20 protein-coding genes and 1 tRNA gene are annotated in these 21552 nt (G+C 65.2%); 7 read left to right on the forward strand and 14 right to left on the reverse strand.

Annotation, left to right across the window (positions count from 1 at the left end; all coding sequences use genetic code 11):
- Position 1: 1 nt before the first annotated feature.
- Both AB7E19_RS00690 and AB7E19_RS00695 read right to left on the reverse strand, forming a co-directional pair.
- A tRNA-Tyr gene (locus AB7E19_RS00690) sits at positions 2–86 on the reverse strand.
- A 222-nt stretch (positions 87–308) separates the two neighbouring features.
- The gene (locus AB7E19_RS00695; RefSeq protein ID WP_427934472.1) at positions 309–1397 is read right to left on the reverse strand and encodes a ketoacyl-ACP synthase III; all 1089 of its coding nucleotides are present in this window, start codon (positions 1395–1397) and stop codon (positions 309–311) included.
- Positions 1398–1597: 200 nt separating this feature from the next.
- Between AB7E19_RS00695 and AB7E19_RS00700 the strand changes: the two genes are divergently transcribed.
- From AB7E19_RS00700 to AB7E19_RS00725, 6 genes are all read left to right on the forward strand, one after another.
- Entirely contained in the window at positions 1598–2551 is a 954-nt protein-coding gene (locus AB7E19_RS00700; RefSeq protein ID WP_042017736.1) for a LysR family transcriptional regulator, read from the forward strand.
- 128 nt (positions 2552–2679) lie between these two features.
- Positions 2680–3291, forward strand: coding sequence for a LysE family translocator (locus tag AB7E19_RS00705; protein WP_039041052.1), 612 nt, complete (start codon positions 2680–2682; stop codon positions 3289–3291).
- Between the two features lie 178 nt (positions 3292–3469).
- Positions 3470–5332, forward strand: a complete 1863-nt coding sequence (locus tag AB7E19_RS00710; RefSeq protein ID WP_427934475.1) for a peptidase U32 family protein — start codon at positions 3470–3472, stop codon at positions 5330–5332.
- A gap of 117 nt (positions 5333–5449) precedes the next feature.
- Positions 5450–5779 (forward strand): DHCW motif cupin fold protein, encoded by a 330-nt coding sequence (locus tag AB7E19_RS00715; protein ID WP_041995799.1) that lies wholly within the window; start codon positions 5450–5452, stop codon positions 5777–5779.
- Positions 5780–5822: 43 nt separating this feature from the next.
- Positions 5823–6080, forward strand: a complete 258-nt coding sequence (locus AB7E19_RS00720) for a DUF1272 domain-containing protein (RefSeq protein ID WP_010673281.1) — start codon at positions 5823–5825, stop codon at positions 6078–6080.
- Positions 6081–6186: 106 nt separating this feature from the next.
- A complete protein-coding gene (locus AB7E19_RS00725; protein ID WP_319883912.1) occupies positions 6187–6852 on the forward strand; it encodes a class I SAM-dependent methyltransferase in 666 nt (221 codons plus the stop codon).
- A 22-nt stretch (positions 6853–6874) separates the two neighbouring features.
- Here the strand turns inward: AB7E19_RS00725 and AB7E19_RS00730 are convergent, their stop codons facing one another.
- From AB7E19_RS00730 to AB7E19_RS00755, 6 genes are all read right to left on the reverse strand, one after another.
- A complete protein-coding gene (locus tag AB7E19_RS00730; protein ID WP_041211223.1) occupies positions 6875–7351 on the reverse strand; it encodes a methylated-DNA--[protein]-cysteine S-methyltransferase in 477 nt (158 codons plus the stop codon).
- Complete coding sequence (locus tag AB7E19_RS00735; RefSeq protein ID WP_322131845.1) at positions 7348–8856, reverse strand: AlkA N-terminal domain-containing protein; 1509 nt, start codon at positions 8854–8856, stop codon at positions 7348–7350. The genes AB7E19_RS00730 and AB7E19_RS00735 overlap by 4 nt, the downstream gene beginning before the upstream one ends.
- 261 nt (positions 8857–9117) lie before the next feature.
- Positions 9118–10596 carry a carboxypeptidase M32 gene (locus AB7E19_RS00740; RefSeq protein WP_201890688.1) on the reverse strand — a complete coding sequence of 493 codons (1479 nt, stop codon included), beginning with the start codon at positions 10594–10596 and terminating at the stop codon, positions 9118–9120.
- 106 nt (positions 10597–10702) lie between these two features.
- On the reverse strand, positions 10703–11284 hold the full coding sequence (smrA, locus tag AB7E19_RS00745) for a DNA endonuclease SmrA (RefSeq protein ID WP_322131844.1): 582 nt from the start codon (positions 11282–11284) through the stop codon (positions 10703–10705).
- A 115-nt stretch (positions 11285–11399) separates the two neighbouring features.
- Positions 11400–11549, reverse strand: coding sequence for a DUF3149 domain-containing protein (locus AB7E19_RS00750; protein WP_010673287.1), 150 nt, complete (start codon positions 11547–11549; stop codon positions 11400–11402).
- Positions 11550–11704: 155 nt separating this feature from the next.
- Positions 11705–12592 carry a TraB/GumN family protein gene (locus AB7E19_RS00755; RefSeq protein ID WP_041211227.1) on the reverse strand — a complete coding sequence of 296 codons (888 nt, stop codon included), beginning with the start codon at positions 12590–12592 and terminating at the stop codon, positions 11705–11707.
- A 70-nt stretch (positions 12593–12662) separates the two neighbouring features.
- Between AB7E19_RS00755 and AB7E19_RS00760 the strand changes: the two genes are divergently transcribed.
- Positions 12663–12995: a DUF1904 family protein gene (locus AB7E19_RS00760; protein ID WP_041214640.1), complete on the forward strand. Its 333-nt coding sequence runs from the start codon at positions 12663–12665 to the stop codon at positions 12993–12995.
- A gap of 81 nt (positions 12996–13076) precedes the next feature.
- Here AB7E19_RS00760 and AB7E19_RS00765 read toward each other — a convergent pair whose 3' ends face one another.
- From AB7E19_RS00765 to denD, 6 genes are all read right to left on the reverse strand, one after another.
- The gene (locus AB7E19_RS00765; protein ID WP_322131842.1) at positions 13077–13907 is read right to left on the reverse strand and encodes an SDR family oxidoreductase; all 831 of its coding nucleotides are present in this window, start codon (positions 13905–13907) and stop codon (positions 13077–13079) included.
- Positions 13908–14021: 114 nt separating this feature from the next.
- Positions 14022–15422 (reverse strand): OprD family outer membrane porin, encoded by a 1401-nt coding sequence (locus AB7E19_RS00770; RefSeq protein ID WP_010673291.1) that lies wholly within the window; start codon positions 15420–15422, stop codon positions 14022–14024.
- Positions 15423–16102: 680 nt separating this feature from the next.
- Complete coding sequence (locus tag AB7E19_RS00775) at positions 16103–18040, reverse strand: methyl-accepting chemotaxis protein (RefSeq protein WP_319892058.1); 1938 nt, start codon at positions 18038–18040, stop codon at positions 16103–16105.
- A gap of 59 nt (positions 18041–18099) precedes the next feature.
- Positions 18100–18990, reverse strand: a complete 891-nt coding sequence (locus tag AB7E19_RS00780) for a DMT family transporter (protein WP_319892059.1) — start codon at positions 18988–18990, stop codon at positions 18100–18102.
- A gap of 90 nt (positions 18991–19080) precedes the next feature.
- Positions 19081–20586 carry a GntP family permease gene (locus tag AB7E19_RS00785; protein ID WP_010673294.1) on the reverse strand — a complete coding sequence of 502 codons (1506 nt, stop codon included), beginning with the start codon at positions 20584–20586 and terminating at the stop codon, positions 19081–19083.
- Entirely contained in the window at positions 20583–21533 is a 951-nt protein-coding gene (gene denD, locus AB7E19_RS00790) for a D-erythronate dehydrogenase (RefSeq protein ID WP_010673295.1), read from the reverse strand. Before denD ends, AB7E19_RS00785 begins: the two co-directional genes overlap by 4 nt.
- Positions 21534–21552 lie beyond the last annotated feature (19 nt).

Raw genomic sequence — 21552 nt, forward strand, 5'->3', positions numbered from 1 at the left:
ATGGTGGAGGGAGAAGGATTCGAACCTTCGAAGGCAGAGCCGTCAGATTTACAGTCTGATCCCTTTGGCCGCTCGGGAACCCCTCCCCAAGTGCGAGGCCGCATACTACCAGATCCGGCAAGGTTGTGAACCCCTTGGCCGCATTCTGACGACAAAAAAGTGTCAAGTGGTCATTTTTTGATATGTTTCGCTCAAAATTCACACTTTTCAATGACTTTTATGTCGCTGCCGAAACGGCGAGGGGGCGTAGGGGGGCTGGCAGCCAGGAGCCTCGGGCTCCTGGCGGATCATGGGGAGCGGGCGCTCGCTCAGGCGTCGGCGGGGCGGGCCTGCTGGCAACCCTGCACCGCATGGGCGATGAGTTCGAGGGCGCTCTGCTCGCAGGGGGGCAGCACCTCGTCGCAACTCGCGATCGGGGTGACGCGATCTCCCCATTTGATGAGGGCGGCGCCCCAGGTCAGCCCGGCCCCGAAGGCGGCGGTCAGCAGGTAGCTGTTCGGCTTGACCCGACCCTGCTCCAGCGCCTCGCACAGGGCGATGGGCACGGTGGCGGCGGAGGTGTTGCCGTACTGCTCTATGTTGACCATCACCTTCTCCATGGGGGCGTTCATCCGCTTGGCCAGGGTCTCGATGATGCGCACGTTCGCCTGGTGCGGCACGATGAGGTCGATCTGCTCGGGGGCGATGCCGGCCTGGGCCAGTACGGTGCCGGTGGCTTCGCCCATGCCGCGCACGGCGCGCTTGAAGATCTCCTGCCCCTCGAAGTTGAAGGTGAAGAGGCCGTCAATGTCGGCGAAACGCACCCGATCCGTACCGAAGTTCGGCACGTGCAGTATCTCCCGCGCTTCGCTGTCACAACCGAGCTTGCTGGCAATCAGGCCGCTTTCCTGCTCGTTCGCCTCGATGATGACGGCGCCTGCGCCATCCCCGAACAGCACGGCGGTGTCGCGCTTGGCCCAGTCCAGCAACTGGGTCAGCCGCTCGGCACCGATCACCAGCACCTTTTGCATCATGCCGGTCTGCACCAGGGAGGTGGCGACCGAGAGGGCATAGACGAAGCCGGTGCAGGCGGCGTTGAGGTCGAACACCGCCGCCTTGTGGGCGCCGAGGGCCTGCTGCACGGCGGAGGCGCCATTGGGGACCAGCGTGCCCGGTGTGGCGGTCGCCAGGATGATGCCATCGAGGGCGGCGGCGTCCAGACCTGCGCACGCCAGGGCGCGACGGGCGGCCAGGGTGGCGAGCGCCTGGGTGCTGACATGGGAGACCCGGCGGGCCTTGATGCCGGTGCGCGGGTAGATCCACTCGTCCGAGGTATCCATGATGGTGCCGAGGTCATCGTTGGTCAGCGAGGCGGGGGGCAGGCATTTTCCCCACCCGGTGATAGTGGCGTATGTCATCTTGTCGTCGCTTGTCGTGATGGCCGCCCTGGGGCGGAAAGTGGCGAAATTATGCCGCACGGGGCGTTCACTGTCATCCTGCGGTCCCCCCAGTGTAAGGGGAGTGGCGGGAGCAAGACCGTGATTTTGCTTAAATTTCCGCTTCTCCTTGCCGTAAGATGAAGGCCCGATCCCGGCGACCCCTTCCCGAGGTGACTCCTGTGCACAAAGCGAATCTCAATCTCTTGCCCACCCTCAAGGTGCTGCTGGAGACCCGCAACATCAGCCGGGCGGCGGAGCTGCTGAACCTGAGCCAGCCCTCCATCAGCAAGCAGCTCGGCCAGCTTCGCAGCGAGTTTGGCGACGAGCTGCTGGTGCGGGAAGGGCAGCGCTGGCTGCTGACCCCGCGGGCCGAGGCCCTGGCGGCCCAGCTTGCCGATTCCCTCGGTGCCCTGGAGCGGCTCTACGAGGCGCCGGAATTTGCCCCCGAGCGCTGCGAGCGGGTGTTTCGGCTCGCCTCCTCCGACTACGTGGCCCAGCACATCCTGCCGGATATCTGTGCGGCCCTGGCGAGGGCCGCCCCCCGGGCGGCGCTGGAGTACAGCCTGTGGGACAAGCGCCAGTTGCCCCAGCTCTGGCAATCGGAGCTGGACATGGTCTCCACCATCACGGAGCTGGTGCCGGACCAGATCCGCGGCCTGCATCAGGGGGAGGACAGGCTGGTGGTGCTGATGGGGCGCCATCACCCGCTCTCTGGCATGGCGCTCAGCCTGGAGGATTACCTCGCCTGGCCCCACCTGCAGGTGAGCGGGGGCGGGGACAAGGACAGCCCGGTGGAGCAGGTGCTGGCCCCCCGCGGGCTCTCCCGCCGCTGGTTTGCCCGGGTGCCCTTCTTCCAGGCGGCGGTGGAGGTGCTGCTGCGCACAGACTGTCTGATGACCACCCCGGCCCATATCGCCTGGCAGCTCTCCCGGGAACATGCCCTGAGTTTTTGCGATCTCCCCTTCGCCACCCGGGTCCAGCAGTATCATCTGCTGTGGCACCAGCGCCACCACCTGGATCCGGCTCACCGCTGGTTTCGCGAGCTGGCCTATCCCTTCCTGCGGGATCACCTGCAATTCACCCTGGGGGAGAGTCGCAAGCAGTTGGCCCGAGGGCCGCAGGTGAGCCGCTGATGGCAGCGGGTTGTGCCACTCTATAGCCACTGGCTATGGACTCTATTCATAACTTTCACTTCTGGCATAGCGAGCCACCCCCTACCCTGATCCAGGGTGACAACAATCGACACGAAGGAAGAGAAGGTATGGAGCTGACGAGTTGGCTGGCGCTGGCCGCCATTTGCGTGATGGGGGCCATCAGCCCGGGGCCGAGCCTGGCACTGATCATCCGCAATACGGTGCAGGGAGGGCAGGGCCACGGGGTTGCCACGGCGCTGGGACACGGCCTGGGAGTTGGCATCTATGCGCTGATCACGGCCCTCGGCCTCGCCATCCTGATCACCCAGACCCCCTTGCTGTTCGATCTCATCCGCTACGGCGGCGCGGCGTTTCTCGCCTGGCTCGGGATCAAGGCGTTGCTGGCCAGGCCCGCAGGGGGGGAGGCAGGCAAGGAGGAGGGGCACCCGCCACGGGGACGTCAAGGGGCGTTCGAGGGCTTTATGGTGGCCTTCTTGAACCCCCAGCTCGCCATCTTCTTTATCGCCCTGTTCAGCCAGTTCGTGCACGCCGACACCGGCTGGCGTGAGGGGGGCATCATGATGCTGACCGCAGGCGGCATCGATGCGCTCTGGTATGTGCTGGTGGCCCTGGTGCTCTCTCGCGGGCCCGTACTCGCCTGGCTCAAGGCCAAATCCACCGTGATCGACAAGGTGAGCGGCCTGGTGCTGCTGGGGCTGGCCCTCAAGGTCGTGATCTAGCTCCGCGTCGGGTGCCTGCGTAGTCGGCACTCTCTCAGGGCCGGGGGATGAGGGCCCGCCAGATGTCCTTGTACGGGGGCCAATCCTGCATTCTGCGGTGATCTTAAGCGGGATCAAGGCGGGGGGCGGGGAGTCTGGCTAGAGTGGCGGCCATTTGCAGCCCTTCGAACCGGACGTTATGCGCGATCAGAACCATCACAACCGCCTGGAGTTGCTGGCCCCGGCCAAGAACCTCGCCTATGGCATCGAGGCCATCAACCATGGCGCCGATGCCGTCTACATGGGCGGCCCCGCCTTCGGTGCCCGCAGCGCGGCGGGCAACAGCCTCGAGGACGTTGAGGCGCTGGCGCGCCATGCCCACCGCTTCGGCGCCCAGGTCTTCGTCGCCTTCAATACCCTGCTGCACGACCACGAGCTGGAGCAGGCCCGGCGCCTGACCCATCAGATCTACGAGGCAGGGGCCGATGCGCTGATCGTGCAGGACATGGGGCTGCTGGCGCTCGATTTGCCCCCCATCGCGCTGCACGCCAGCACCCAGACCGACAACCGCACCCCGGAAAAGGTAAAGTTTCTGCAGGACGTGGGCTTCTCCCAGGTGGTGCTGGCCCGCGAGCTATCCCTTGCGCAGATCCGCGAGATAAGCGCCGCCACGAGCGTGCAGCTGGAGTTCTTCATCCACGGTGCCCTGTGCGTCTCCTACAGCGGCCAGTGCAACATCAGCCACGCCCGCACCGGGCGCAGCGCGAACCGCGGCGAGTGCGCCCAGCTCTGTCGACTGCCCTGTTCCCTGCAAACGCCGGCGGGGGAGGTGCTGGTGGAAAACAGCCACCTGCTCTCCTTGAAAGACATGGATCAGACCGACAACCTGGAGGCGCTGATCGCCGCAGGGATCCGCTCCTTCAAGATTGAAGGGCGCCTCAAGGGGCTCGACTACGTCAAGAACGTCACCGCCTGGTATCGCCAGAAGCTGGACACCATCCTGGAGCGCCGCCCCGATCTGGTGGCCGCTTCCGCCGGTCGTTGCAGCTACACCTTTACGCCGGATCCCAAGAAGAGTTTCAACCGGGGCAGCACCGACTACTTCCTCCATGGCCGACAGCCAGGCATCGATTCGCCGCGCAGCCCGAAATACGTCGGGGAGCCGCTCGGGCGCGTCACCAGCGTGACCCGCGATGGCATCGAGATCGACGGCCAGGCCGTTGCCCTCAACAACGGCGATGGCCTCGGCTTCTTCAAGCCGGGGGGCGAGCTGGTGGGGATGCGCCTCAATAAAGTGGAAGAGAAGGCACAGAGCAAGCGGTTACTCCTGTCGGAACCCATGCCCGGTCTCAAGGTGGGCACCGAGATCTTTCGCAACCACGATCAGGCCTTCAGCAAGCAGCTCGAAAAGGGGAGCGCGGATCGCCGCATCCGGGTCGATATGCGGCTATCGGAGTGCGACGAGGGACTGCGGTTCGAACTTGTGGACGAGCAGGGCATTGGTGCCGCCGTCACGCTCCCCTGCGACCAGCCGTCGGCCGACAACCCGGAACGGGCGCTGCAACAGGCCAGGGATCAGCTCGGCAAACTCGGCAACACCCTGTTTGTGGCTCGCCAGATTGAGTTGGCATTCACTCGCCCGCTGTTTATTGCGGCTTCACAGCTTAACGGATTGCGCCGGGACGGCATTGCCGCCCTGGAGGCGGCCCGTCTGGCTGCCTACCGGCGACCCGAGCGGCGCATTCCCCTGCGAGGCGCCGTTTATCCCCAGCATCGGCTCTCCTACCTCGGCAACGTGCTGAACAGCGCGGCGGAGCAGTTCTTTCGCGAACACGGGGTGGGGAGCATCGCCCCCGCGTATGAGGCAAACAAGGAGGAGCGGGAAGTGGTGCTGATGACAACGAAGCACTGCATCCGCTACAGCCAGCAGCTCTGCCCCAAGGAGGTGCCCGGTCTCAAGGCCGAGCCCCTGGAGCTCAAGATGGGCAAGGAGAGTTTCCGCCTGCGCTTTGACTGCCACCGCTGCGAGATGCAGGTGATGGGCAGCCTGAAGAGGGGATGATTACCCGTGTGGGCATGGGGCTGGAGCGGATTTGATGGCAGTATGGGGCGCGGCCTAGTCACGGATATCCCGTGATGAGGCGCCTTCCCCCAGCCTTCTTCTGACAAAGGATCCGTCATGAACATCAATGCACTGCCGTTTTGCACCACGAACTGGGCCGAAGTCCCGCCGACCGAACACAAGGGAGAGCGCGGCGTCGCCCGCTGGCACACCCGGCAGTTCGGGGATCTGCGGGTGCGAATGGTGGAGTACTCCCCCGGGTATCTGGCGGATCACTGGTGCAGCAAGGGCCATGTGCTGCTCTGCCTCGAAGGGGAGCTGCACACCGAGTTGCAGGATGGTCGCGTCTTCACCCTGACGCCGGGCATGAGCTACCAGGTGGCGGACAACGCCGAACCCCATCGCTCCTATACCGAACTGGGCGCTCGCCTCTTTATCGTCGACTGAGCCGCTCTCTTTCCCGCTTCCCCTTGTACATCAGGAACTTGCCATGCTTGAACTCAGACCCAACTGCGAGTGCTGTGACCGGGATCTGCCCGCCGACACGGCGACGGCCTACATCTGCTCCTTCGAGTGCACCTTCTGCGCCGAGTGCAATGATCAGTATCTGCACCTGACCTGCCCCAACTGTGGCGGCGAGCTGGTCAGGCGCCCGCGCCGCCCGGCGGCCAAGCTGGTGAACAACCCCGCCTCCCTCCAGCGCGTCTTCAATCCGGCTCTGAAAGCGGCGCTGGGCAAGGGGGGCTAGGGCCCTCCCTTCATGGGAAGGGCTGGCAACTGGCTCGCCCCTGTGGCTCTTGACCTTCTCCCGGCGGCAGCCCCTATCAAGGGGGCTCACACCAAAGGAGCAAAAGATGACGGAGCGATTCGAAGGAGAAGGGGCGAAGGCCTATGACAGCCGCATCCCCCTGCTGGTGCCAGGCTACGAGCTGCTGCACCAGCTTTGTGCCTCCCGGCTGATGGCCGCGCTGGGCCAGCAGGCCCGGGTGCTGCTGGTGGGGGTGGGCACGGGCAGCGAGTTGCTGCTGCTTGGCCGTCTCTGCCCCCGCTGGACCTTTGTGGCCCAGGATATCTCGGCGGACATGCTGGCCCAGGCTAGGATGCGGGCCGAGCAGGCGGGCATGGGGGAGAGGGTGTGCTGGCACCTGGGCGCATTGCCTGTGGTGAATAAGCCTTGCGATGGTGCACTCTGTCTGCTGGTGCTGCATTTTCTGGCGCAAGATGCCAAAGCCGCGCTATTGGGTGATATTTATCGCCAGCTCAATCCTGGCGCTCCCCTGCTGCTGGCGGATCTGATGGCGCCAACGGACCCGCTTGAGCGCAAGGCGATGGGGTGGCAAGCCGCCCTCGCCGGTCTGCCGCTTCCTGCCTGCGAGCAGATGGTGCGCCGCCTCGGAGAGGACTTCACCTCCCTGGACGAGGGACAGACCCGCCGCCTCTTGCAAGGGGCCGGTTTCGCGGCGGCGCACCGCTTCTTTCAGGCGCTGGGGTTTCACGGCTGGCTGGCGCAGCGGCAGTGAGCCCTGGCCGGGCTGCGCCGGATCAACGAGAGGCCCTCTCCAGCGTCAGCAGTGCCTGCTTGATGGGCAGGCCTCCCGCATAGCCGGTGAGGCTGCCATTCTGGCCGATCACCCGGTGGCAGGGGATGATGATGGAGAGCGGATTGCGACCGTTCGCGGCACCCACCGCCCGCACCGCGTTTGGCTTGCCGATGGCGCGGGCGATGTCGCCGTAGCTGCGGGTCTCCCCGTAGGGGATGTCGCACAGCGCCTGCCACACCGCTTGCTGAAACGCCGTGCCCCTGGGGGCGAGCGGCAGGGTGAAGCGCTGCAACCGGCCCGCGAAGTAGTCCCGAAACTCGGCGAGGAAGGGGGCGAGCGCCTCGCCGTCCTGCTGCCAGTCCTGCATGTCGGGCAGCGGCCGCAGTCCGGCCAGGAAGTCCACATGGACCAGGCCGCGTTCGTCGATGGCGACCAGCAGTTCGCCCTGGTCGGTGGGCATCATGTCATAGCGGATCATGGGCTCTTCTCCTCGTCTTGTGTCTGTGTTGGCCGGGTGAGCAGCGCCGGTTGTTCACTCATGGCGTGCCACAGCCAGCTCGCGGCATAGGCGCGCCACGGTTGCCAGGGGGCGCTGCGCGCTGTCACCTCTTTCACCGGCAGCTTGTCACCGCCCCCCAGCGCCTTTTGCAGCACGAGATCCGAGGCGGGGAAGGCATCCGTGTCCAGCCCGCAGCGCAGCCGCCAGTAAGCGACCGTCCAGGGGCCTATGCCCGGCAGCGCGAGCAGTTGTTCGTCGCTTGCCGTGGCGAGGGTGAGTGCGCCGCTTGCGAGCGCCGAAGCAAGCCCTTGCAGGGTGCGGATGCGGCTGCCCGGCATGCCGATGCCGTCGAGATCCAGCTCGCACAGCTGGGTCGGGGTGGGCAGCTGCGCGGTGCCGAACTGCGCCAGGGTGCGCGCCACCAGGCGCCCCATGATGGTGATGGCACCCTTGACCGACACCTGCTGGCCGACGATGGCGCGCAGCATCACCTCGTATTCATCCCACCCCCCCGGCAGCCGCACCCCGGGCCATCGTCCCTGGATGCCGGCGAGCAGCGGATCCTGCCCCAGGTGTTCGCCGATGCGGCCCATGTCGGCGTCGAGATCCCACATGCGGCGCACGCGGTACAGGATGTCCGGCAGCGCACCCGGGGGCAGATCCCGCACCGTGAGTCTGAGCCTTTCCCCCTCGACGGGCTCGATGCGGATGATCCCCTCCTGCTCGCCGACCCGGTGACGGCGTTCGTAACCGTGCTCATCCACCCGCTCCAGCCCCGGAATGGCGCGTAACCGGTAGAACGCGAGCATGGCCTGGACGTCGAACGGCGGGCGATACAGCAGGTGCAGTTGCAGGCTAGATTGCGGCGTCTCCTGCGGCGCGCCCCCTTCCTGCTTGCGCAGGGCGCCCGGTGTCATGCCATACGCCTGCAGCCAGGCGTCGTTGAAGCGGCGAATGCTTGCAAAGCCTGCGGCAAACGCCACGTCCGTGATGGGCAGGCGCGTCTCCGTCAGCAGCCGTTTCGCAAGCAGCAGGCGGCGCGTCTGCTCCACCTGTTTCGGCGAGGCGCCGAGATGTTGCTCGAACTGGCGCCTCAGGGTGCGCTCCGTGATCCCGGCCTGCGTTGCAAGGGAGCCCAGGCTGTGCTCCGCCAGCTCGCCGCGCTCGATGCGCGCCAGCACCTGGGCGACGAGCGGTGGCAGATCGCCGCTCTGGGCCGGTGCGAGCTCGGGGCGACAGCGCAGGCAGGGGCGCAGCCCGTGCTGCTCTGCCGCCGCCGCGAAGCGAAAATAGCGCACATTGTGCTCGTGCGGTGCCCGCGCCGGACACACGGGGCGGCAATAGATGCCGGTGGAGAGCACCCCGGTGAAGAAGCGACCATCGAAACGCGCGTCTCGCGCGAGGCGTGCGGCGTGGCACTGCTCCCGGGTGAGACCCGGGATGATCTCGTCCCGTTGGGATGAATGCGGGGGCGCTGTGGTCATGGCATGGCTCGGGTTGCTGTGGGCATGTCCCAGAGACTAAGCGGGGGCGAGAGGGGTGACTAGCCAAAAACGGACAGGAATAGCAAAAATAGTGCGATCCGAGGAATCCCAGTCCTCCCTTTGTAAGGTTAGGGGGGCAGGACCCCACCCTAACCCTCCCCTTCGTAAGGGGAGGGGACAAACAGCTCCCCTCTGTGAACGGGGGCGGGGTTAGCTCCTCCCCCTTGTGAAGGGGGAGGCTGGGAGGGGGTTCAACCTCGCTTATTTCAGATAGCGCTGTTCGAGGTGTTTGCGCAGCCACTGGGGATTGAGCGCCTCACCGGTCGCGCGGCGAATGAGCTCGTCCGTGCCGTGCAGGCTGCCCTGGGACCAGATATGGCGACCGAGCCAGCCAAAGATCTCCGGCAGGCGGCCGGACTCTACGAGCGTGCCCATGTCGCCGAGCTCACGCTCGAGTGCGAAGCGCAGCTGCGCCGCGTACATGGCGCCGAGCGTGTAGCTCGGGAAGTAGCCAAACGAGCCGTCCGTCCAGTGGATGTCCTGCATGCAGCCGTTCTGGTAATTGCCCTTCGTGGACAAGCCGAGCCACTGTTGCATCTTCGCGTCCCACAGCTCGGGGATGTCCGCGACCTCGATGCGCCCTTCCATCAGGTCCCGCTCCAGCTCGTAGCGCAGGATGACGTGGGCCGGGTAGGTGACCTCGTCCGCATCGACGCGGATAAAGCCGGGCTCGACCCTGTTGTACAGCTTCTCGAGGTTCGCGGGTGCGAGCGCATCCTCTGCCCCGAAGTGCGCGCGAATGCGCGGCGCAATCAGCGTGAGGAACGCGGGGTGATGGCCGAGTTGCATCTCGCAGAACAGGCTCTGGCTCTCGTGAATGCCCATGGAGCGCGCCTCGGCCACCGGCTGGCCGAGCCGTGCGCGCGGCAGGCCCTGCTCGTAGCGTGCGTGGCCCGTCTCGTGGACGATGCCCATCAGGCTGGAGACGAACTCCTGCTCGTTGTAGCGCGTGGTGATGCGCACGTCCGTCGGCACGCCGCCGCAGAACGGGTGGCTGCTCACGTCTAGCCTGCCGTGGGCAAAATCAAAGCCGAGCAGCCCCATCACCTCTTGGCCGAGCGCCTGCTGCGTCGCAACCGGGAACGGGCCTTGCGGGGTGAGGAGGGTGTCGCTCTTCTGCCGCTCGCTCACGGTCTGGATGAGACCGGGCAACCAGCTCGTCAGATCGCCGAAGATCTGATCCAGTCTCGCGCTTGTCATGCCGGGCTCGTACAGCGCCAGCATGGCGTCATAGGGGCGCACCCCGAGCGCGTCGGCGCGCAGGCGAGCCACCTCCCGCGACAAGCGCACCACCTCCTCGAGGTTCGGGGCAAAACCTGCCCAGTCGTTCTCCTTGCGCTGGCGACGCCAGGCGTGCTCGCATTTGCTGCCGGCGAGCGACAGCGCCTCCACCAGCGCCCCCGGCAGCAGGCTTGCATCCTGCCACTGGCGCTTGATCTCCCGCAGGTTCGCACGCTGGTGCTCGTCCAGCGGTTCACTCTCTGCCTTGGCAATCCACTCCCCAAGCTCGGGGGCGGTGCGCTTGCCGTGGATCAGCACGCCGAGCTCCGCCATTGCCTCGGCGCGGGCCTCGTTGCCCCCCTCCGGCATCATGGCGGCCTGATCCCAGCCGCAGATGGCGGAGAGGTGGGAGAGGCGGTGCAGTTGTTGCTGATGTTGTTCGAGTTTCTGGTATGACATGGGATTGTCCTTGTTATCGTCCCTGATGGTATGCACCCCGTACCTGGCATGATCGGGGCCGCCCGATGCTAGCACTGCCATCCACCCTGGTGCCACCCTCAGGCAGTCAGCTGAGGCGCTTCTGGTGCCGTTCGCGGTTTTCCGCCTTCTTGCGCTCGCTCTTGCGCAGCAATACGTAGAGCGCACCGCTGCCGCCGTGGCGGCGCTCGGCGCTGTGCATGGCCATCACCGAAGGCAACTGTGGCAGCCAGGCGCTGACATGGCTCTTGAGCAGGGCACGCGGGGTGCTGCGCTCCCCCTTGCCGTGCAGGATCAGCAGGCAGCGGATATCCCGCACTTCGCATTCGGCAATGAACTGCACCAGGGCGATACGGGCCTCGTTGAGCGTCTTGTGGTGCAGGTCGAGGGAGCCTTGCAGCTCGTATTTGCCAAGGCGCAGCTTCTTGTAGACCCCCTCCTGCACGCCGTCACGCTTGAAGCCGACGATGGCATGGGGGTCCAGCATCTCGACTGCTTCCGTGCCGAGGTGATCCAGGGTGAGTTGTTCGGCGGTGGCGGCTTCCCGGCGCGCGAGTTGCGCCTCGGTGGGCTGGCTGTTGCCCGCAACGGGGGCGATATGGTCGCTGCGAAGGGGCCGCACGTCGGCCACTTCCTGCAGGAACAGTGAGAGTTCGTCGTTATGAGACACGGCAGGCTCCCCGCATGAAAATGAGGGAGCCAGTATAGCGGGCCTTGGTGGGCCTTAGAATGGCAACGCTCGCGGGCCTCGGCCCTGCCGGGGAGGGCGGTCTGAGCGAGCCTGGTTATTGCCCCTCTTTGGGCGGCTCTGCGTGCATCACCTTGTAGATGAAATAGACCGCATAGGCGCTGATGAGCAGGAAGGTGCCGAAAATCACCAGCATGGACATCAGCCCCACGCTGTTGCCGAACATCAGGTTCATCCAGAATTCCATCTCGTTCACTCCTGTCACTGGGCGGTGACAGGCATGATAGATACCTCTTCAGGAGGGAGGGGATGATCTCGATCAACTCCCTCTCTGGTTATTTAATCGGCAGCGAATTCTGTGAGCCGACGCGCATCCGGCGCGTCAGGTCGCCGGACTGGACGCTATTTTGCCTTCTCCAGGGTCGGTTCGGTGAGGGGCGTGATGCGCCAGCCCTGCTGCTCCAGCAGGGCGAGCAGCCCGTGCTCGCCGTAAAGATGCAGGGCCCCTACCACGATAAAGCTCTCATTCGGCAGGCTGGGCCACTTCTTGACCCAGTTGCGGTTGCGCTCTGCCAGCAGGGTCTGTTCCAGCCAGGCTTGCAGCTTGGGCGGCGCCATCTCCTCCCTGAGCAGATTGATGAGGGTGTCCTGATCCCCGTTCTGCCAGGCGGTCATCACGGCGTCGAACCCCTGCTGGATGTCGGGTAGCTCGTCCAGGGTGCTCTCCAGCATCAGGGTCTGGTTGTCGCCGACGCTCGCGAGATAGCCGAGCTGCTCCAGCAGGGTCTCCAGCCCGACGATGGGCTTGCCGCCGTCGTTCGCCCGCTTGGCGAAGTGCTGGTCGACACCGTATTCACCGCGATAGCCGGTGCGCTCCAGGGCCGCCTGGGTCAGGGTAATGGCCGCAAACCAGGGACGCAGCGGGGCCAGCATGCTCTCGTTCAGACCGTTCTGGCCCGCAGCGATGAGGGTGCGACGGTAGAGGTCGATGGGCAGGTGATCCTTGAGGGTCTTGCCGTCGACGAGCCGGGTGATGGCGCCCATCTCCTGCCACTGCTCCTGGCTGATGTGGGTCATGTCCACCTCCATCACCAGGGCGCGGCTCTGCTGCCAGGCGCGCTCCACCGGGTCCGGCAGGGGATAGAGAGAGGGTTTGCCCGCGTGGATGGACCCCAGCAGCCAGTGCTGTTCGTTGCCCTTGTTGATGCGGTAAAAGGCCGGATCGGCCATGGCATGGAGCGGCAGCAGCAGGCAGAGCAGGAAGGAGAGCAGCGTGGGATGGAATCTCATGAGGCACCTTATGTGAGCGGGATGAGTGCTCTATGATAAGTCTTCATTTGTCACAGCCAAGAGGTTTCCCATGCCCCACCTTCGTTTTCGGGCAGTTTCTGTCGACACCCTGCAGCGGATAAGCGCCCCCCTGATGGCGGATCTCTGCGCCCTGACCGGTGGCAAGCCGGAGTTCGTCACCCTGGAGTGCGTGCCGAGCCAGTGGGTACGAGATGGCCAGCCCGAAGCCGGTTTCCCCTTCGTGGAGCTGGTCTGGTTCGAGCGACCGCAGGAGATGCAGGATGCCGCCGCCGCCCTCATCACCCGCCACCTGAAAGGGGTGCTGGGGGAGCAGACCTATGTGGTGGTGCAGGTGCTGCCCATCGTCAAGAGTCACTACTACAGCAACGGCCAGCACTATTGAGATTGAGCGGGTATCGTTGCTGAGACAGGTGCATGTCAAGAGGAGGCCCGCCGAGGGCCCCTGCCGTCCGGGCTCCCTTTATCAGGCGGATTTGATCAGCAGCTTGTCAAGCCAGCGGCTTGGCAGCAGGCGGCGCAGCACGGTAAACAATTTGGTCGGGAAGGTGACCGGGTAGCGGTGCCTGGGACGCTTGCTCGTGAGTGCATGCACTAACGGCGGGATGCAGGCCTCGCTTGGCAGGGTAAAGCCCCGGGCACCCCCTTCACGCTCCAGCCTGGCCAGTGTCTGGGCATAGGCGTCCTGATGGCGGCTCGCGCTCGGGTCTATGTGGCGCAGGAAGGCCTCCCGGGCATTGGCGCGAAACCGGGTGTCGATGGGGCCGGGTTCGATCAGGCTGATGTGCACGCCGCTGCCCGCGAGTTCCAGGCGCAGGGTGTCGGTATAGCCTTCCAGCGCGAACTTGCTGGCGTTGTAGGCGCCACGATACTTCATGGCCACCAGGCCAAGCACCGAGCTGTTCTGTACGATGCGCCCCTCGCCTGCCGCCAGCATGGGGGGCAATATCTGGTGAATGAGGTGATGCCAGCCAAAGAGGTTGGTCTCGAACTGCTCGCGCAGCGCCTCGGTGGGCAGATCTTCCAGCGCACCGGGCTGGCCGTAGGCGCCGTTGTTGAAGAGGCCGTATAGGCGCCCTTCTGCCAGGGCCAGCGCCTCTGCCGCCCCTCGCTCTATGCTGGTGCTGTCCGCCAGATCCAGTTGCACCGCCAATAGACCCTGCTGCTGTAGCAGGGCCACATCCTCGGCCTTGCGGGCGGAAGCGATGACGGTGAAGCCCCGGGCGCCGAGCTTTCTTGCGGCGGCGAGGCCGATGCCGCTGGAGCAGCCGGTGACGAGCACGAAGGGATGGGGCATGAGCATGGTCCTGATTGACGGCCGGCAGGTGGCCCGAAGCTGGCATGGTAGCGTGGTGCCACCAAAAACAAAACCGGGCCAGAGGCCCGGTTTTCGGTCACGTCAGATGCCTGATTACATGATGGTGAACGGCATGATGATGTGGAACTTGACGTCATGCTCGGAGCTGAACATGTTCGGGTAGTACCAGCTGCCCTTGTCGTCCTGTTCGTTGTTGTAGTCGGTGTAGTGCAGCTTGAACAGGGTGCCCTTCAGCTTGCCGTCCTGCACTGTGTACATGACGTCGAAGTTGGCTGCCCACTCTTTGCCGCCTTCCAGGGACTTGTCGCCGTTGTTGGCATCCCAGCCGTAGGCACCGGAGACACCCACGCCCCAGCCCGGTGCACCCACCAGATCATCCAGGGAACGAGTCACGCCGAAGAACAGGGCCTTCTCGTCGTTGTGGTTCCAGTCGGAGCGGGAATCCCACCAGATTTCGTTCGCGCCCTGGGAGTTGCCGTAGCCGCGGGTCAGACGGGGCAGGTAGTTGCCCAGATCCCCTTCAGCCTTGGTCCACAGGCCTTCCAGACGGAAGCCATAGGGGCCGGCTGCCCAGCTGGCGGTCAGGGCTTGTTGCCAGGCCAGGCCGTCATAGTCGCTGTTCTCGGTGTCGGAACCGTAGAACTGGTAGCTGGTGTTCAGGCCACCCAGTACGTCGAACTTGTGGGCCAGCTTGAAGTGGTAGCTGTCCATGTAGCCTTCGGACTGACCGAAGCCGGCGGTGACGGCAGTGCCGTTCTCGAAGGTGTAGCGAGCGGCCAGACCGTGGATGTAGTCGATCTTGTTCGCATCGGTGAAGGGATCGCTGGCATAGGGGCTGCTCTTGGAGAAGCCGGTGGTGTTCTTGAACCAGGGAGCCTTGTACTCGTCGGCGATGGCGTAGGTCAGGTAGAGGCCGCCGAAGGTGCCTTCGATCTGGCCACCACGGTAGGTACCGGGTTGATAGGACCAGTTGACGCCGAGGATGCCGGGTACGTAGAGTTGGGTGTAACCACCCTTGGCGGTGACGGCGTCACCGAACTTGAATTTCAGGGCGGCGTTGGAGAGGCTGAAGCCGTTCTCGGGAACACCGTCACCACCTGAACCCCACTTGTCGCCCCAGAAGGAGAACTCGTTCTCTTCGTTGACGCCATTGCTCTCGTCAACGGCCAGGTCGTAGGCACCGAAGCCGCCCACGTCGACGCCGACCACACCCCATGCATAGCCGGAGTTGAAGTTCAGGGCTGCCTGGGTGGTGGCATGGCTCAGGTTGGAGTGGTATTTGCCATCCTGACCCGGACCGGCCTGGACGCGATCACGCTCACGCTGGAAGTAGAACAGGCCACCGGTGAGCTTGCCTTCGTCGATGAAGGCGCTGTAGGACTTGCCGTATTCCGGGCTCATCATGTCTTGAGCGGCGAACGCCATGCCGGGTGCGACCAGTGCCGCGACCACGGCAGCACTCAACGCGGCGCGCTTGAAGATCACTTTTTCCATTTGTTATTGCTCCTGATTTTATGGACTTAGCTTTTTTATCCGGCAGCCGGGTAGGCACCCGCCGCTCGGTATTGGCATTGCAATCAACACCCCGAAGGGCAAAAAAATGGTTCTCTGTCGTGCCCTTGTGCCTGATGCCTTGGCGCATCGGTCGGGGCTATCTGCATCGTTACAGTCGTTATTTTTTGGCTGTCGATCCTTGGCGATCTGACATCACCAAGAGTACGTTCGCGGTGCGAAATATCAATGTAAAGTTCCCGGCAAGTTTCAAAAATATGACCGAGTGCAAATAATCATGATTCTTGGTGTGGGCACTCCCAGGCCACTCATGTCGGCAATGACAGCGCTTTCATGGTGATTTCACCGTTCTCCTGCGCAGATCTTGCCGTCAAGGCAGAACTTTCTTTGTTAACCCGGTGGCAACATATAATTTTGTATCACAAAAAAAGATGGGCCCGGCCGGATGCCCACTGTCGTGAGCGTGAGCCGTCGCCCGACAGACAGGGGGACCAGAGATGTGAAAGGGGTGAGGGAGCCTGTGACTGAATGGATGAGGCAACCCGTCATCGCCCGTGAAGACGTGACGGGAGTATCAGGGGAAGGGTTGCGGCAAGGCCGGGCCGCGGGGAGATTGACAGGGAGCGCGCCCCGGGTCTGGTGCGTTCCAGGCCCGGGGGTTATCAGCTCTGGCTCAGGATCCGGGGGATCTGCTGGGCCTGGTGGTGTATGTGCTCCGAGACCTGTACCGAGAGGCGGCTGCCCTGGCGGGCGTGCTGGCTGATGCGACCGATGAGGGCGGCGAAGCTCGCCAGCCTGTGCTCCTGGCTCTTGGCATTGTCGGCGCCCTGCAGGGCGATGACGGCGGTGCTGCGCGCCATCTCCCGCACCGTCAGGGTGGTCTGGCGCAGCTGCTCCGCCTGCTGGCGCTGCTCGGCGGCCTCTGCAGTGATGCGGGCCAGCACGGTGGCGAGCTGATCCCCCGCCTGGGTGAGGCTCGCCAGGATCTCGGTGATCTGGCCGAGGGAGCGCTGGGTGTCGGCGGAGAGGTGGCGCACCTCGTCGGCTACCACCGCGAAGCCGCGTCCCTGCTCCCCGGCCCTGGCCGCCTCGATGGCGGCGTTGAGGGCCAGCAGGTTGGTCTGCTGGGAGATATGGCCGATGACGTCGACGATGGCAGTCACGTCCTCCACCGAGCGGGTCAGCTGGGCCAGGGCGCCGCTGCTCTCGTCGATGGCGAGCCCGGTCTGGGCGGTAGCCGTCAGCATGCCCCCGACCAGCCGCTCGCTCTGGCTCATGGAGTGTTCATTGTGCTGGGCGTGCTGGGCGATTTCGGCGGCGACCTGGTGCACCTCGCTGGCGAGCTGGTTGAGCTCCTGCATCATGGTGTCGCTCTCATCCACCGCCTGCTCCGTGGTGCGGGTGCTGTGATGGATCTCCTGCACCTGGTTGACCATCCCTTGCAGACTTTGCGACACCGCCGATAGCTGGCCCTCTTTCTGCTGCTGATCCTGTTGCAGGCGCTGTATCAGGCGGTTGTAGCTCGCCACTATGTCGGCGAGCTCGTTGCGCTCGCGCCCCGGGGTCAGGAGCTGGGCCTGACCCGTGGCGTCGAGCTGCAGGAAGGCTGCCCGCAGTTGCAGCAGGGGCCTGACCAGCCAGCGACGCTGCACCAGGGCGAACAGCAGGGCCACCACGACCAGGCAGAGCGCCAGCATGCCGAGCACGGTGGCCAGCTCCCGGTTCATGGTCTGACGGGCGGCGGCGAGTTGCTCACCCAATTGCTCCCCCGCTTGCAGCAGCTGGGTGATGTCCTGCTGCACCATCTGACGAGCGGCCTGCTGCTGTTGCAGCGCCTTGCGGCTGTTTTCCAGCTCCTGGGGATAGCGCTTGAGCAGGGAGGTCAACTCGGCTTTGGGTTGATCCCCGAGCTCCTTGCGTATTGGCTCTCCCAGGGTGAATTCGTCGGCCGGTGCCTCCTCGAAAAGTGCCAGGCTCGGCAGGGCGGCCAGGGAGTCGGCCTGCTTTTGCAGGGCAGCCAGCTCGAATTGCAGCCCTTCGAGACGCTTGGCACTCGCCTGCTCCATGTAGTTCTGGCGCTGGTGGGCGAGGGAGGGGAGGGCGGTCAGGATGTCGGCCGACCCCTGGCGATACTGCTCGGCAAGGGCCGGATCCCGCCCGGCGGCCGCCCCCTGCTGGCCGTAACGGAGCAAGGCTTTGGCCTGGGTGGTCAACTCGTTCTCGGCATTTTGCAGCAACCACTGGCTGTTGCCGGAGAGCTTGCCCGCCGCCAGATAGTCGCCGTCAATGCGGGTTTTCATCTGCTCAAGCCGGGCGTTTAGCGGCTGGGTCTGGGGATCCTCCAGGCGGGACAGCAGGGCCAGCGCCTGCTGGCGCACTCCTTGGGCCTGGGCCAGCAGCAGGGGATCCCCGCTGCCGAGATAGTCGCGAAGCGCCCCCTGCAACGGACCGCTCAGTTGCTGTTGCAGGCGCTCCTGCAAACGCTGGGCCTGGGCCGAGTGGTTGAATTGTTGCCAGCCATGATAGAGCGCGGTGGCCTGGACACCGGCCACCAGCAGCAAGACGAGGGAAGAGAGGGAGGCAAAATGGGCAATTTTCACATCAGATTCCTGCTTGAATCACGCAATGGGCGCGAGCTTAATCAGGTCTGATGGCGTTTTTATGACAGTGGCCGTGCCAGCTCCCGTTGACTTGGGCTCTTCACCAGCAGGCCGAGCAGGGCGCCGCCCATGATGAGCCCCCCCGCCAGCAGATGGCGCGGGGTGAGCGCCTCGCCGTTGAGCCAGACCAGCAGCAGGGTGCTCAGCAAGGGGGTGAGGTAGGCGAGCGCGCCGATGCGGCGCGGATCTCCGTCCCGCAGCGCCAGATACCAGGTGACGAAGGCCGCCCCCATGGGGCCGAGGGCGAGCCCGGCGATGAGCAGCCAGTCCCCCAGGGGGATCCGGGCGAATGGCAAGGGGCCTTCCAGCATCCATGCCAGCAGCAGGGCCAGGAGCCCTGCGGGCAGGCAGGCGGCGGCCGTGACCACGGCGGGAGCGGGAGGCAGGCGGCGGGAGAGCACGGAATAGGCGCCCCAGACGATGGCGGCGCCGAGGGCCAGCAGGTAGCCGGGCAGATGGGCCTGTTGCAACTGCAGGTGACCATCGACCATCACCAGCACCGATCCCGCGAGACCCAGGGCCCCGGCCAGCAGATGGTGCAGGCTCAGGGGATGACCCGGCAGCAGCAAGGGGGTGAACAGGATGATGCACAGCGGCCACAGGTAGTTGATGAGGTTTGCCTCCAGCACGGGGGCGTGGCGAAAGCTTGTGAACAGCAGCAGGTGATAGAGCAGCAGGGCGCTGATGGTCACCAGCCAGGTGAGGGGGCTGGCGCGCCACTGGCGCCAGAATGGCAGGGTGCCCGCCCCGCAGAACAGCAGCACCAGCCCCACCAGCACCAGCGGCGAGACGCTGGTGATCCGGGAGGTGAGCGCGGCGAGGGAGGCCCACAGCAAGATGGTGAGCAGGGCAAAACCGGTGGACTTGTCCCGCCAGGAAGACGCAGGCATCCAACACTCCTTTGCAAGATGAATGAACGAAAAAGAGGGCCAGTCTAGCAGACTGGCCCTCGTCACACAGCGTTGCCGTGACGGCGCGAGTTATGACTCCCGGCTCGGGACGGCCCCTGCCGCCGGAGCCAGGGACTGCCCCTTGACGTACCAGACGATGAGGGCCAGCACCAGCAGCGGCAGCACGGGGTCGAACCAGGTGCCGCCGGAGCCGAACAGCAGGTTCAGCAGGGCGACGCCGGTGCCGCCGATGGCCCAGGCGATGGTGGTCGGGATGGACCAGACGATCATCTGCTGCTTGACGTCGGAGATCCCCATCATGCGGTTGACCACCCAGAACAGGCTGTCGTTGAAGTAACCGAAGAAGAGCGACCCCATGGTGGCGGCCTGGGCGGCCAGCAGCATGTTGACCCCGGGGATCTGCGCCAGGATGGGGGCGGAGATGGAGGCCGCCGTCACCATGGCCACGGTGCCGGACCCCTGGATGAGGCGCACCAGAGTCGCCACGATGAAGGGGATCAGGATGGGGGAGATGGGCAATTGGGCGATCTGCTCGGCCAGTTGCTGGCCTGCACCACTGTCGCGCAGCACGGCCCCCAGCGCCCCACCGGCACCGGTCACCAGCAAGATGATGCCGGCGGATTGCAACCCCTCTTCCAGGCGGGCGGCGGTGGCGTGCCTGTCCATGTGCGGGACCAGGGTATAGACCGCCAGCAGCACGCTGATGGCCAGCGCGATGATGGGGGTGCCGATGAAGTTGATGCCCTGCACCAGGGGGTTCGCCATCAGGCCATCCATGCCCTCCAGGGTGGCCAGAGTGGTGAAGATGGCCTTGACGAAGATGAGCACGATGGGCACCAGGATCGGCAGCAGCGACAGGGTCAGGCTCGGCAGGGTCTTGCCCTCCTTCTCCTTGAGGTACTGCTCATAGGTGGCTTGCAGCTCGTCCGGGGTCTGGGCGGCCTGGGCACCGAACTCGGGGTACTTCTTGTCGAGCCACTGGGCGTAGAAGACGATGCCGAGCACGCAGGGGATGGCCAGGGCCATGCCGGTCAGCAGCATGGCGCCGATGTCCACGCCAAACAGGCCGGCAACCCCCAGCGGGCCCGGGGTCGGCGGCACGGTATGGTGGGTTACCACCAGGCCGCCCGCGAGCGCCACCCCCAGGGTGAGCAGGGAGCGCTTGCCACTTTTTGCCAGCGCCTTGGCCACCGGATAGAGGATGACGAAGGCGGAATCCACGAAGATGGGGATGCTGACGATGTAGCCCGTGATGGCCAGTGCCCACTCCTCGCGGCGCTTGCCGAGCCACTTGATGAAGCTGTAGGCGATCTGTTCGGCGGCGCCGGAGACCTCAAGCAGGCGACCCATCATGACCCCGAGGCCGATGACGATGCCGATGCTGCCGAGGGTGGAGCCAAAGCCCTGGGTGATCACGGTGAGGGTCTTGTCGATGCTCATGCCGCCGGTGATCCCGGCGATGCAGGCCGCCGCCAGCATGGCGATCAGGGCGTGCACCCGGGTGCGGATGACCAGGAACACCAGCACGAAGACCGCGATGATGAGACCGATGATGGGGGTTGGGATGTCGCTCATGATGCCTCCTGCATGTCATGGGTGATGAAACTGTCGATGATGTCGGCAAACGTCCTGTCTGCCGCGAAGCCGAGGGCACTGGCCCGCTGGTTGTCGATGCGTCCCGGCCAGCTCGCCACGATGCGCTCGATGGCCGGATCGGCGGCAAACTGCACCCGATCCCGGGCCGCCTGGCCACCGACCCGGGCGAGGGCCTCCAGCATTTCGCCGACGGTCACGCTGATGCCGGGCAGGTTGATGCTGCGGGCGTCACCGGTGGCGGGAAGTCTGGCCGCCAGCAGGAAGTTCGCGACCACGGTGGCGGGGCTGGAGAGCCAGAGGCGCAGATCCGGGCTCACCGGGCAGATGGCGCTCTCCCCTTGCAGCGGCTCGCGGATGATGCTGCTGACAAAGGAGGAGGCGGCGCGGTTCGGCTTGCCCGGCCGCACGCAGATGGTGGGCAGGCGCAATACCAGACCGTCGACGAAGCCCTTGCGGCTGTAGTCGTTGACCAGCAGTTCCCCCATGGCCTTCTGGGCGCCGTAGGAGGAGGTGGGGGTCAGGGCGGTACCGTCATTCACCAGCTCCGGCAGCGGGCCGCCATAGACGGCGAGCGAGCTGGTGAAGACGAAGCGGATGCCCGGCCGGGCATGGCGGCACGCCTCCAGCAGGGTGCGGGTGGTGTCCAGGTTGACCTGCCAGCCGAGATCGAAGTCCTGCTCCGCGTGGCTGCTGACGATGGCCGCCAGGTGGTAGACCACGGCGGTCCGCTCGCTGATGAGGGACTCGGCGACACCGGGTTCGGTGAGGTCGGCCCGCAGACAGCGAACCCTGGGGTCCGGCAGGGGGGATTGCGGCTGCTGGATGTCCACCAGCAGCAGCTCGGTGAAAGGGTGGGGGCCTTGCAGCAGAGCCCGGGCCAATTTCTGGCCCAGGAAGCCACCGCCGCCGGTGATGATGATCTGCATCTTGTTATCCTCAGACTCG

It is taken from the genome of Aeromonas sp., assembly GCF_050252055.1.
GTDB lineage: Bacteria > Pseudomonadota > Gammaproteobacteria > Enterobacterales > Aeromonadaceae > Aeromonas > Aeromonas caviae.